This is a genomic window from Streptomyces sp. NBC_01224 (assembly GCF_036002945.1).
Taxonomy (GTDB): domain Bacteria; phylum Actinomycetota; class Actinomycetes; order Streptomycetales; family Streptomycetaceae; genus Streptomyces.
The window spans coordinates 3122779-3135556 of the sequence record NZ_CP108529.1 but is presented as its reverse complement, the minus strand read 5'-3'; the positions used below and the strand labels follow the sequence as shown (position 1 = coordinate 3135556).

Here is a 12778-nt window from a genome sequence, read left to right as displayed (position 1 = left end):
TTGCGAGGGCGGCCGGGCCCGCTGCCTCCGCCCCACGGCGGATCGTCAACTGTCTCTCTTCCATGCGTAGTTGACGCGCGTCGACTCGTCCGACAAGCTCTCTCACCACATCTCCGTCGTGGTAGGGAGCCCCCATGCTCAGACGTACCGCACGACTCCTACTGGGTCTTGTCATGACCATGGCTTTCGCCTTGGGCGGGGCCGTGGTGACCGCCGGCACCGCACAGGCCGACGGCTGCTACACCTGGACCCGCACACTGTCCCCCGGCGCCACCGGCAATGACGTCGTCCAGCTCCAGATACGGGTGGCCGGCTACCCCGGCTACAACTCCGTGCTCGCCGTCGACGGCTCCTACGGACCGGCCACCACCGCCGCCGTCAAGCGCTTCCAGGCCGCCTACGGCCTCGCCGCCGACGGCATCGCGGGCGCGGCCACCCAGGCCAAGATCTATGAGCTCCAGGACAACGACTGCACCCCGATCCACTTCACGTACGCCGAGCACAACCAGTGCAATACGACCTGGGCGGGTGGTGCCGTCGCGGCGGGCACGGCGAAGGCCAATGCCCTGAGCACCATGTGGAAGCTGGAAGCGCTGCGGCACGCGCTCGGTGACCAGTCGATCCGGATCACCAGCGGCTTCCGCTCCACCTCCTGCAACAGTGCGGTCGGCGGCGCGTCCAACAGCCGTCATCTGTACGGGGATGCGGCCGATCTCGGCGCCGGACCGCACACGCTGTGCACCCTCGCAAAGGAGGCCCGCAACCACGGCTTCAACGGGATCCTCGGCCCGGGCTACCCGGACCACGGCGACCACGTCCACGTCAACCAGGGCCCCAGCCACTTCTGGTCGGCGCCGAACTGCGGCATCTGACCTCGCGCGGATCAGGCCACTTCGGTCATGGTGCCCGGACCGCGGAAGGTGCGACGGTACGCGTTCGGCGTGGTGCCCAACGATCGTACGAACTGATGGCGCAGCGCGGCGGCAGTTCCGAAGCCGGTGCGACCGGCGATCGTGTCCACCGTTTCATCGGATGTCTCCAGTAGATGCTGTGCCAGCAGCACCCGCTGGCGGAGCAGCCAGCGGTACGGAGTGGTGCCCGTCTCCTGCTGGAAGCGACGGGCGAAGGTGCGTGGCGACATGTGCGCCTGTACGGCGAGCTGTTCGACGGTCATCTCCTGATCGAGGTGGCGCTCCATCCAGACCAGCGTCTCGCCGACCGTGTCGCACCGGGTGCGGGGCAGCGGCCGCTTGATGTACTGCGCCTGCCCGCCGTCCCGGTGCGGCGGTACCACCATGCGGCGGGCGATCGCGTTGGCGACATCGGGGCCGTACGCCTGCCGGACCAGATGCAGGCAGGCGTCGATCCCGGCCGCCGTGCCCGCCGATGTGATGACCGGGCCCTCGTCCACGTACAGCACATCGGGTTCGACGACGGCCCGCGGGAAGCGGCGGGCGAGCTCCGAGGCGTGGCGCCAGTGGGTGGTGCAGCGGCGCCCGTCCAGCAGTCCGGCCGCGCCGAGCACATACGCGCCGGAGCAGACGCTCAGCACGCGTGCGCCCCGGTCGACCGCCCGGCGCAGGGCGTCGAGGATCTCTTCGGCGTAGTCCCGCTCGATGAAGTGGCTTCCGGCCGGCACGGCGATGAGGTCGGCCTCGTCCAGACGGTCGAGGCCGTACGGCGTACTGATGGTGAACCCGGCATGGGTCTGCAGCACCGGGCCCTCGGCGGAGACCACGGCGAAATCGTGGACCGGCAGGCCCTCGTCGCTGCGGTCGAGGCCGAAGACCTCGCACAGCACGCCGAGCTCGAAGGGGTGGACCTCGTCGAGCAGCAGGGCGGCGACATTGTTCAGCATGAAGCCAGTGTGGCAGTAATTCGATGGTCTATGACAGTCCTGCCACTGCCGGAATCCGTCCGCGCGGACGAGAGTAGAGCCATGAACGCATTCCTGAACGTCCTGGGCATAACAGCACTTATCGCTCTCGTCCTGCTGACCACCCTCGCCGGGCTCGCCCGGGAGCGCCGCATAGACCGCCAGTTGCGGGAAGCGGAACGGGCGCGGAGGGAGGCGCCCCCGGAAACGGCGGACGCCGCGCAGCCGGTGACGGCTGCGCGGCGCCCCTGCCTCAGAAGCTGGGCCAGGATCTAGAAGTCGTCGTCGAAGGCGACCGAGCCCTCCACCGCCACCTGGTAGGCGGACGGCCGACGCTCGAAGAAGTTCGTCAGCTCCTGCACGCCCTGCAGCTCCATGAACGAGAACGGGTTCTCGGAGCCGTAGACCGCCGGGAAGCCCAGCCGGGTGAGCCGCTGGTCGGCCACGCACTCCAGGTACTGGCGCATGGACTCGGTGTTCATGCCCGGCAGCCCGTCGCCGCACAGGTCCCGGCCGAACTGCAGCTCCGCGTCGACAGCCTCCTTCAGCATGTCGGTGACCTGCTGCTGGAGCTCGTCGTCGAAGAGGTCCGGCTCCTCCTTGCGAACGGTGTCCACGACCTCGAACGCGAAGTTCATGTGCATCGTCTCGTCACGGAACACCCAGTTGGTGCCCGTGGCGAGCCCGTGCAGCAGACCCCGCGAGCGGAACCAGTAGACGTACGCGAACGCGCCGTAGAAGAACAGCCCCTCGATGCACGCCGCGAAGCAGATCAGGTTCAGCAGGAAGCGACGCCGGTCGGCCTTCGTCTCAAGACGCTCGATCTTCTCGACCGAATCCATCCACTTGAAGCAGAACTGCGCCTTCTCACGGATCGACGGAATCTCCTCGACTGCGTCGAAAGCCGCCGCACGGTCGTCCGGGTCGGGCAGATAGGTGTCGAGCAGCGTCAGATAGAACTGGACGTGCACGGCCTCCTCGAAGAGCTGCCGCGACAGATACAGCCGCGCCTCGGGGGAGTTGATGTGCTTGTACAGCGTCAGCACGAGGTTGTTGGAGACGATCGAGTCGCCCGTCGCGAAGAACGCGACGAGCCGGCCGATCATGTGCTGCTCGCCGGGGGAGAGCTTGGCGAGGTCGGCGACGTCGGAGTGGAGGTCGACCTCCTCCACCGTCCAGGTGTTCTTGATCGCGTCGCGGTAGCGCTCGTAGAAGTCCGGGTAGCGCATGGGCCGCAGCGTCAGTTCGAAGCCGGGGTCGAGCAGATTCTTGTCGGTGGAGCTCATTACTGGCACGCCTCGCAGGACTCGGGGTTTTCGAGGGAGCAGGCGATCGCGTCCGCGTCGGGAGCAGAGGTCTGCTGTACGGGAATGGGGGCGGCGGCCGAGGCCTGGCCGGAGGCCGCACGGGCGATCCGGGTCGCCGGGCGCGAGCGCAGGTAGTACGTCGTCTTCAGCCCCTGCTTCCAGGCGTACGCGTACATCGAGGAGAGCTTGCCGATCGTCGGCGTCTCCATGAACAGGTTCAGCGACTGGCTCTGGTCGAGGAACGGCGTACGGGCCGCTGCCATGTCGATCAGACCGCGCTGCGGGATCTCCCACGCCGTGCGGTACAGCGCCCGCACATCCTCCGGGATCCAGGCGAAGCCCTGCACGGAGCCGCTCGCCTCGCGCAGTGCCTCACGGGTCCGCGCATCCCACACGCCGAGCTGCTTCAGTTCATCCACCAGATATGCGTTGACCTGGAGGAACTCACCGCTGAGCGTCTCGCGCTTGAAGAGGTTGGAGACCTGCGGCTCGATGCACTCATACACACCTGCGATCGAGGCGATCGTCGCCGTCGGCGCGATGGCGAGCAGCAGCGAGTTGCGCATCCCGGTCTTCGCGACCCGGGCGCGCAGCGCGTCCCAGCGCTCCGGCCAGTTCAGCTCGGTGTCGTAGTGGTCGGGGTGCAGCACACCGCGCGCGGCACGCGTCTCGGACCACGCGGGCAGCGGGCCGGAGCGCTCGGCGAGCTCGCAGGACGCCTCGTACGCCGCGAGCATGATCCGCTCGGAGATCTTCGTGGAGAGCGCGCGGGCCTCGGGGGAGTCGAACGGCAGCCGCAGCTGGAAGAAGACGTCCTGCAGACCCATCGCACCCAGGCCGACGGGGCGCCACTTCGCATTGGACCGGCCGGCCTGCTCGGTCGGGTAGAAGTTGATGTCGACGACCCGGTCGAGGAAGGTCACGGCGGTGCGGACGGTCGCGTCCAGCCGCTCCCAGTCGATGCCACCGTCGGCGACGAACGCACCGAGGTTGACCGAACCCAGGTTGCAGACGGCCGTCTCGCCGTCATCGGTGACTTCGAGGATCTCGGTGCACAGATTCGACGAGTGGACGACGCGGCCCGGCTCGGCGGTCTGGTTCGCGGTCCGGTTGGAGGCGTCCTTGAACGTCATCCAGCCCTGGCCGGTCTGCGCGAGAGTACGCATCATCCGGCCGTACAGCTCACGGGCCGGCATCGACTTGCGGGCCAGCCCCTTGGCCTCGGCTGCCCGGTACGCGGCGTCGAACTCGTCGCCCCACAGGTCGACCAGCTCGGGCACATCGGCGGGCGAGAACAGCGACCAGTCGCCGTCCGCGTCGACCCGGCGCATGAACTCGTCCGGGATCCAGTGCGCCAGGTTGAGGTTGTGCGTACGCCGCTGGTCCTCACCCGTGTTGTCGCGCAGCTCAAGGAACTCCTCGATGTCCGCGTGCCAGGTCTCCAGGTAGACGGCGGCGGCGCCCTTGCGGCGGCCACCCTGGTTGACCGCGGCGACGGAGGCGTCGAGCGTCTTCAGAAACGGCACGATGCCGTTGGAGTGCCCGTTGGTGCCGCGGATCAGTGAACCGCGGGCGCGGATGCGGGAGTACGAGAGGCCGATTCCGCCCGCGTGCTTGGAGAGCCGCGCCACCTGGTGGTAGCGGTCGTAGATCGAGTCGAGCTCGTCGAGCGGGGAGTCCAGCAGATAGCAGGAGGACATCTGCGGATGGCGGGTGCCGGAGTTGAACAGGGTCGGCGAGGACGGCAGGTAGTCGAGCCGGCTCATCAGCCCGTACAGTGCCGCGACTTCGTCCAGGGCGCGCTTCGAGTCGTCCTCGGCGAGCCCGGCCGCGACGCGCAGCATGAAGTGCTGCGGCGTCTCGATGACCTGGCGGGTGTGCGGGTGACGCAGCAGATAGCGGCTGTGCAGGGTCCGCAGCCCGAAGTAGCCGAAGCGGTCGTCGGCGCCGTCGGCCAGCGAACGCTCCACCAGCGCGTCGAGTGCGGCCGCGTGCAGCGCGACGAACTCGGCGGTACGGTCCGCGATCAGGCCCTCGCGGTGCCCGACGGCGACCGAGGCGGAGAAGGAGACCGCGCCCTGGCCCGCCGCCTCGTCCGCGACGGTGCGGGTCAGTAGCCTGGCCGCGAGCCGGGAGTAGGCGGGGTCCTCGGAGATCAGCCCCGCGGCGGCCTCCGTTGCCAGCGAACGCAACTCCGCCTCGTCCGACCGGGCGCTACGGCCGCGCAGCGCGGCGGCGGCGACGCGACCGGGGTCGGTGTCGGGCAGATCGACGGTGAGGTCGGTCAGGGTACGCAGCAGTGCGGTCCCCGGTCCGTCGTGTGCGGTTCCCTCGGACTCGGCCGCTTCGGACACAGCGACTGAAGCCGGATCGGCTGGCGCGATGGTCACGTGGTGCTCTCCCTCGCTCGGCTCGGGGCCGGCGGGGAGCGGGGCAGCCGGGCAGAGGCGGGCCCGCGTCGGGGCAGCACTCATTACGGCGTCCACCGGCCCATCCGCGAGGCCCGGACGTCTGGCATCCGGTTCGGTCGAGCCGGATGCGCTGTCGGCAGGTCCTCGGACTTACTTGAGGGTGCGCAAAAGCGCACCGAATACACCGTTGCGGGACAGTTCCGGATTCGCACCGGATTTCCCTGCGGCGACAGCGAGCACGAGCATACATGTGGGGGCCGTCCGATGAGACAGCCCCCACATGTTGTGTCGCGCAACAGAATTCGGGAGGCGCGCAGGGCCGCCGCTGAGCGCACGGACGGCCCGCCGCGCCCTGCTGGAGGGGCCTCGACGGGCCGTCGTACGGCCGTGGGAGCGGCCGTCAGTGGCCGCCGCCCGGCGCCCCTGCCGTGGCCGGCGGGAGCTCCACCTGGACGCCCTTGTCGCCCGCGTCGGCCGTGTAGTCGGCCGGGGAGGTCTCGTCGATCCCGGCGGGTGCCTTCACGGCGTTCAGGACGAAGGTGAGCACCACCGTCACCACCACGTTCAGCACGAACGCGGTCAAGCCGATGTAGCCGATCTCGCCGATGCCCGGGATCTCCTTGGACGACCCGCCGAAGTGAGCCTGGGTCGGGCTCGCGACCCCGTACGCGGCCACCGTCCCGTACACCATGCCGACCGCCCAGCCCGCGAGCAGTGCCCAGCGGTGGAACCAGCGGGTGAACAGGCCGCCGACCAGGGCCGGCATCGTCTGGAGGATCCAGATCCCGCCGAGCAGCTGGAAGTTGATCGCGACCGTCTTGTCCATGGTGAGGACGAAGGCGAGCGCGCCGACCTTCACCAGCAGCGACACCAGCTTGGAGACCTTGGTCTCCTGCTCCGGGGTCGCGTCCGGCTTCAGGAAGTCCTTGTAGATGTTGCGGGTGAAGAGGTTCGCCGCGGCGATCGACATGATCGCGGCGGGCACCAGCGCGCCGATGCCGATGGCGGCGAACGCGACGCCCGCGAACCAGTCCGGGAACATGTTCTCGAACAGCTGCGGGATGGCCAACTGGCCGTTGTCGACCTTGATCCCGGCGGCGATCGCCATGAAGCCGAGCAGCGCCAGCAGGCCCAGCATCAGCGAGTACAGCGGCAGGATCGTGGTGTTGCGCCGGATCACATTGCGGCTGCGGCTGGAGAGCGTCGCCGTGATCGAGTGCGGATACATGAACAGCGCCAGCGCCGAGCCCAACGCCAGTGTGGCGTAACCCCATTGGCCGGCTTCGCCCGGCGCGAGCGCGCCGCGCGGCTTGCCGGTTGCCGGGTTGGTCTGGGAGAACGCATCGCCCGCCTTGGCGAAGATGTCGTCGAAGCCGCCGAGCTTGATCGGGATGTAGATGATCGCCACCACGATGACCAGGTAGATCAGTCCGTCCTTGACGAACGCGATCAGCGCCGGTGCCCGCAGACCGGACGAGTAGGTGTACGCGGCGAGCACCGCGAACGCGATCAGCAGCGGCAGGTCCTTGACGAACCAGTGGGTGTTCTCTCCGCCGCCCACGCCCATCACGTCCAGCACCGCCTGGATGCCGACGAGTTGGAGCGCGATGTACGGCATCGTGGCGAGGATGCCCGTGACGGCGACCGCCAGCGAGAGCCCCTTCGAGCCGAAGCGCCCGCGGACGAAGTCCGAGGTGGTCACGTACCCGTGCTTGTGCGAGACCGACCACAGCCGCGGCAGGAAGGTGAAGATCAGCGGGTACACGAGGATCGTGTACGGCACGGCGAAGAAACCGGCCGCGCCCGCCGCGTAGATCGCCGCGGGTACGGCGACGAAGGTGTACGCGGTGTACAGGTCGCCGCCGAGCAGGAACCAGGTGACCCAGGTGCCGAACGAACGTCCGCCCAGGCCCCATTCGTCGAGGCTGGCGTCGTTCTCGGCCTTCCGCCAGCGCGCGGCCAGGAAGCCCATGACCGTGACCGCCAGGAAAAAGAAGATGAAGACGCCGAGCGCGACGCCGTTCACGCCGTCCTTCATGCCGACGCACCCCCCCTGCGGGCGCGCTGGTCACGCTGCCACAGCTTGTACGCGATCATCGTGAGCGCGGTGGAGATCAGCACCCAGAGCATCTGGTACCAGTAGAAGAACGGAATGCCGATGAAGGTGGGGTCCACCTTCGCGTACGAACTCACCCAGAGCATCGCCACGAACGGCGCGATGAGACAGAGGGCGATGACCACCCGTACCGGTGTGACGGTCGGTGGTTTTCCTTCTGGGCCTGCTGACATGCGGCGACTCCGTCCCCTCGCTGATCACCTGGTGCAATGCGCAGGAAATCTAGGGGAGGCTTCCGGTCACCGTCACCCCCTGTCCGCATTGCGGTCCGGCAACGGTGATCCATCGGTAAGTATCACGGGGGCGGGCCCATCTTGGTTCACCCCGGCGGGCAGATTCTGCCGAGCAAGCGTGCGAACCCCGAACGATGATGTGGCGCGGGTCGCTTCGCTCGCGAAAAGAGGCTTCCGGGGTGATCGTCGTGGGTGCGGCGCCGGCGTTTGCGATGTCCTCGCCGGCCCTGGCCGCACCGACCAGCCTTGCGGGGGAGGGCCGTGCGTACTCCTGCTACAACACGGCTCTGCGGGGGTCCGGTGGCAGCAGTTCCTGCGGAAGGAGTTCATTGCTGCCAACGGTCTCCAGTACGGCCAGTACAAGGTCTGCAAGATTGTTTCTGACCGTCAGGCCTACGTGGACACCACGGCGTACTGCTGCGCCTGAGGGTGGGTGCGAGGCACCGACCGGCCCCTGCTCCGCAGACCGAGGTCCGCGGAGCGGGGCCCTTGCGTGATCAATATGTCTAGTCCGTGGGTCGCTTGAGTCGCGCCACGAACTTGTACCGGTCGCCGCGGTACACCGAGCGCACCCATTCCACCGGCTCGCCCCGCCCGTCGAGCGAGTGCCGGGACAGCATCAGCATCGGCAGGCCCACGTCCGTACCGAGCAGTCCGGCTTCGCGTGGGGTGGCGAGCGAGGTCTCGATGGTCTCCTCGGCCTCGGCCAGCCGTACGTCGTACACCTCCGCCAGTGCCGTGTAGAGAGAGGTGTACTTCACCAGTGAACGGCGCAGCGCGGGAAAGCGTTTGGCCGAAAGGTGGGTGGTCTCGATCGCCATCGGCTCCCCGCTGGCGAGCCGCAGCCGCTCGATCCGCAGCACTCGGCCGCCGGTGGTGATGTCGAGCAGACCGGCGAGCGTGTCATCGGCCGTGACGTAGCCGATGTCCAGCAACTGGGATGTCGGTTCCAGGCCCTGGGCGCGCATGTCCTCGGTGTAGGAAGTGAGTTGCAGGGCCTGTGAGACCTTCGGCTTGGCGACAAAGGTGCCCTTGCCCTGGATACGCTCCAACCGGCCCTCGACGACCAGCTCCTGGAGCGCCTGGCGCACGGTCGTGCGCGAGGTGTCGAACTCGGCGGCCAGGGTCCGCTCCGGGGGCACGGGAGTGCCCGGCGGCATGGTGTCCGTCATCTCCAGGAGATGTCGCTTCAGCCGGTAGTACTTCGGGACGCGCGCCGTCCGCGTGGTCGCGCCCGTCTCGTTCTCCGTACTGCCCCCGTCGGCACCCATGGCCCGCCTTCCCGACTGCTGCGTTGCTGCCGTCACCGGCTCCTCCGTCTGTCGCGGCTCACATGGTGGCACGGTCCGGTCACGGCTCGTCGCCCTCCCTCAGGTGTCGGTCCTATAACGGACGCGAGTGCACTTCTTATACACCCTTGACACCCCAAAAGGTCTAGGCCAAGCTCCCGGTACTGGTCTAAACCATTAAAGACCAGGTCCCAGCCCCAGCAGTACTCGTCGACGGTCTTCGCGGTGGGGAGGGGTTGCAGCATCCCTGAGGAGGGTGGCGTGAAGCGCAAGCTCATCGCGGCGATCGGCGTCGCGGGCATGTTGGTTTCGATCGCAGCGTGTGGTTCGAACGACGACAAGACTTCGTCCAAGGATCCGAAGGACCGTAAGGAGACGCTCACCGTCTGGTTGATGTCGGACGCGCAGAGCACCTGGCCCGAACTGGTCAAGGATGTCAACAGCCAGTTCAAGGCGAAGTACCCCAACGTCAAGGTCAATGTCCAGTACCAGACGTGGGCGGACAAGGCCAAGAAGCTCGACGCCGCTCTGGCCGGTGACAAGTTCCCGGACGTCGTCGAGCTCGGTAACACCGAGACCATGACGTACATCCTCAACGGGGCTCTCGGCGAGATCGATCCGAAGAAGTACGAGAACTCGGACACCTGGATCAAGGGCCTGAAGGACACTTGTGCCTTCGAGGGCAAGCAGTACTGCGTGCCCTACTACGCGGGCGCCCGCGTAGCGATCTACAACAAGGACATGTTCAAGGCCGGCACCGGCAAGGACACCCTCCCCGCCACGCAGGACGAGCTGACCGCCGCGCTCGACAAGATCGGCACGAAGTACGGCAAGGACAAGGCGTTCTCGCCGCTGTACCTGCCGGGTCGGTACTGGTACGCCGCGATGTCCTACGTCGCAGCCGAGGGCGGCCAGATAGCCAAGTACGACGAGGGCAAGAAGGAGTGGAAGTCCACCCTCTCCACCCCCGAGGCCCAGAAGGGCATCACGGACTTCGTCGAGCTGGTCAAGAAGTACAACCACGGAGACAAGACCAAGGACGAGGCGGACCACGCCAACGTCATGGCCAACGAGAAGACCGCGCTTCTCTACGGCAACGGCTGGGAAGCCGGCAGCGTCATCGACTCCAAGGCGAACGGCAACCCGAAGCTGGAAGGCAAGATCGCCACGGCGGGTATGCCCGGCCCGAACGGCAAGGCCCTCCCGTCCTTCATCGGCGGCTCCGACCTGGCCACCATCTCCAAGTCCAAGATCCAGGATCTCGGCGAGGAGTGGATCTCGATGTTCACCAGCGAGAAGTCCGAAGAAGTGCTCGCTTCCAAGAACATCCTTCCGAACAACACCAAGCAGCTTGAGCCGCTGAAGGCCAAGCCGGAGACCGCGGCCATCGCCAACGCCGTGCCGGACGCATGGTTCACGCCGATCGCCCCGGGCTGGACGGCGATCGAGAAGAAGGAAACGCTCGAGATCATGCTGCTCGACATCATCAAGGGCAAGTCGGTCGCGGACGCCACCAAGGCGGCCGACGCGGAGATCGACTCGATGATCAACAAGGAGTCCTGAGCCTCCGGCTCACGGAATCCGAGCCGGTGAGTTTATGAACCATCGACTCAAATGATCATCTGCGGGGGTGGCGGTCCGAAAGGAGCTGCCATCCCCGTCCTCCGGTACCAGGTCCGAACGGAAGGCCAGCACAGTGAGTGCCGCCGATATGAAAGCAGCCGACCCGCCGGTGTCCGTCCCGCGGGCCCCTGAGGGGACGCAACCTCAGTCTGCGAAGAACGTGAACCGTCCACGGCGGAAGGCCGGCGCTCTGCTGCCGTACCTCCTGATAGCCCCGGCGTTCATCGCGATTGCCGCCGTGTTCGTCTGGCCCTTCATCAAGACGGTCATCATGTCCTTCCAGGACGTGGGCCGCCGTGAGCTGTGGTCGGGAGATGCCGCTCCGTGGGTGGGCTTCGACCAGTTCACCAACATCCTCGGAGACGGCGAGTTCTGGAACGTCGTCCTGCGGACCATCGTCTTCATGGTCGTCTGCGTCGTTGCGACCATGGCCGTCGGCCTGGGCCTCTCCATGCTCATGCAGCGGATGTCCACGTGGGTACGGCTCCTGCTGACCGCCGCGCTGGTCGCCGCCTGGTCCATGCCGCTCCTCGTGGCCACCTCCATCTTCCGGTGGTTCGCGGACTCCGACTACGGCGTCCTGAACATGGTGCTGACCAAATACTTCGGGATCGACGTACAGGGACACAACTGGTTCCTGGACCCGAAGCAGGGCTTCGTCATCATCGGTGCGGTAGTGGTCTGGGGCGCTGTTCCCTTCGTCTCCGTGACCCTGTACGCCGCGCTGACCCAGGTCCCCAAAGAGCTCGAAGAAGCCGCCTCACTCGACGGAGCCGGCACCTTCGGCGTCTTCCGCTTCGTCACCTGGCCCGTCATCAAGCCGGTCTTCCAGATGGTCGCCACCCTGTCCGTGCTCTGGGACTTCAACGTCTTCGGCCAGATCTTCCTGATGCGCGGCAACAAGCCGGAACCCGAGTACTCCGTCCTCGGCATCTACTCGTTCGAGAAGGCATTCGAGTCCAACTCGTTCAGCCAGGGCGCCGCCATCTCACTCATCACGGTCCTGCTGCTCTCCGGCGTCGCCGTGTACTACCTGCGCCAGCTGCTCAAGATCGGAGAGGTCGAGTGAGTACCTCCACCCCCCAGGTCCTCCGCCCGGACCGCAAGAAGCACCGCATCGGCTACAACATCGCGGGCCTCGTCGCCTTCGTGCTGATGGCGTTCCCGGTCTACTGGCTGGTCGTCAGCTCCCTGCGGCCCAACGCCGAGATCCGCAGCTACGACCAGACGCTCTGGCCGACGTCGATCACCTTCGACAACTTCTCCCGGGCCATCAAGCAGCCGAACTTCGGCACGGCCATCGAATCCAGCCTCATCGTGTGCGGCGTCGCCGTCCTCGGCGGCATGCTGCTGGCCACGATCGCGGCCTTCGCCATCGGCCGCTTCCGGTTCCGCGGGCGCAAGTTCTTCATGATCGTGCTGCTCGTCGTCCAGCTGCTGCCCCCGACGGCCATGCTGATCCCCATCTACATCCAGCTCAACGACCTCGGTGGGCTCAACGAGTACTGGGGCGTCATCGTCATCTACCTCGTCTCCACCCTGCCGTTCGCGACGTGGATGATCCGCGGCTTCGTGATCAACATTCCGCAGGAACTCGAAGAGTCGGCCATGGTCGACGGCTGCAGCCGGATGGGAGCGTTCTGGCGCGTCACCTTCCCCCTGCTGGCCCCCGGCCTTGCCGCTGCGTCCATCTTCTCGCTGATCACGGCCTGGAACGAATACCTGCTCGCCTACGTCGTGCTGCAGGACAACGACAAATACACGCTCAACGTGTGGCTGATGAACTTCACCACCTCGCGAGGCATCGACTACGGCGCGCTGATGGCGGCTTCGACGCTGATCGCCATTCCGGTCGTGGCCTTCTTCCTGCTGGTCCAGAAGTACATGGCGACCGGCCTCACCTCCGGCGCCGTGAAGGGATAA

General features: G+C 66.9%; 11 protein-coding genes and 1 riboswitch. Of the genes, 5 read left to right on the top strand and 6 right to left on the bottom strand.

The genetic code is table 11. The features are described 5' to 3' along the window. The first annotated feature begins 134 nt into the window (after positions 1-134). A complete protein-coding gene (locus tag OG609_RS13415; protein ID WP_327273018.1) occupies positions 135-872 on the top strand; it encodes a D-Ala-D-Ala carboxypeptidase family metallohydrolase in 738 nt (245 codons plus the stop codon). Positions 873-883: 11 nt separating this feature from the next. On the opposite strand, the gene OG609_RS13410 is transcribed toward OG609_RS13415, so the two are convergent. After that, positions 884-1858 carry a GlxA family transcriptional regulator gene (locus OG609_RS13410; RefSeq protein WP_327273017.1) on the bottom strand — a complete coding sequence of 325 codons (975 nt, stop codon included), beginning with the start codon at positions 1856-1858 and terminating at the stop codon, positions 884-886. Positions 1859-1939: 81 nt separating this feature from the next. On the opposite strand from OG609_RS13410, the gene OG609_RS13405 reads away from it, so the two are divergent. Further along, positions 1940-2152, top strand: coding sequence for a hypothetical protein (locus OG609_RS13405; RefSeq protein WP_327273016.1), 213 nt, complete (start codon positions 1940-1942; stop codon positions 2150-2152). Here OG609_RS13405 and OG609_RS13400 read toward each other — a convergent pair. The 5 genes from OG609_RS13400 to OG609_RS13380 all read right to left on the bottom strand — a co-directional run bounded on the left by OG609_RS13400 (position 2149) and on the right by OG609_RS13380 (position 9214). After that, complete coding sequence (locus OG609_RS13400; protein ID WP_327273015.1) at positions 2149-3162, bottom strand: ribonucleotide-diphosphate reductase subunit beta; 1014 nt, start codon at positions 3160-3162, stop codon at positions 2149-2151. The genes OG609_RS13405 and OG609_RS13400 overlap by 4 nt on opposite strands. Beyond that, the gene (locus OG609_RS13395; protein WP_327273014.1) at positions 3162-5573 is read right to left on the bottom strand and encodes a ribonucleoside-diphosphate reductase subunit alpha; all 2412 of its coding nucleotides are present in this window, start codon (positions 5571-5573) and stop codon (positions 3162-3164) included. The genes OG609_RS13400 and OG609_RS13395 overlap by 1 nt, the downstream gene beginning before the upstream one ends. Before the next feature lie 139 nt (positions 5574-5712). Further along, a riboswitch (cobalamin riboswitch) is annotated at positions 5713-5840 on the bottom strand. A gap of 154 nt (positions 5841-5994) precedes the next feature. Next, positions 5995-7632: a monocarboxylate uptake permease MctP gene (mctP, locus tag OG609_RS13390; protein WP_327273013.1), complete on the bottom strand. Its 1638-nt coding sequence runs from the start codon at positions 7630-7632 to the stop codon at positions 5995-5997. Continuing rightward, positions 7629-7883 carry a DUF3311 domain-containing protein gene (locus OG609_RS13385; RefSeq protein ID WP_327273012.1) on the bottom strand — a complete coding sequence of 85 codons (255 nt, stop codon included), beginning with the start codon at positions 7881-7883 and terminating at the stop codon, positions 7629-7631. Before OG609_RS13385 ends, mctP begins: the two co-directional genes overlap by 4 nt. A 566-nt stretch (positions 7884-8449) precedes the next feature. Continuing rightward, entirely contained in the window at positions 8450-9214 is a 765-nt protein-coding gene (locus OG609_RS13380) for a GntR family transcriptional regulator (RefSeq protein ID WP_327278037.1), read from the bottom strand. Positions 9215-9493: 279 nt separating this feature from the next. Between OG609_RS13380 and OG609_RS13375 the strand changes: the two genes are divergently transcribed. The 3 genes from OG609_RS13375 (at position 9494) to OG609_RS13365 (ending at position 12778) form a co-directional block, all read left to right on the top strand. Next, on the top strand, positions 9494-10795 hold the full coding sequence (locus tag OG609_RS13375) for a sugar ABC transporter substrate-binding protein (protein ID WP_327273011.1): 1302 nt from the start codon (positions 9494-9496) through the stop codon (positions 10793-10795). A 133-nt stretch (positions 10796-10928) separates the two neighbouring features. Next, a complete protein-coding gene (locus tag OG609_RS13370; protein ID WP_327273010.1) occupies positions 10929-11924 on the top strand; it encodes a carbohydrate ABC transporter permease in 996 nt (331 codons plus the stop codon). Further along, complete coding sequence (locus OG609_RS13365; protein ID WP_327273009.1) at positions 11921-12778, top strand: carbohydrate ABC transporter permease; 858 nt, start codon at positions 11921-11923, stop codon at positions 12776-12778. Before OG609_RS13370 ends, OG609_RS13365 begins: the two co-directional genes overlap by 4 nt.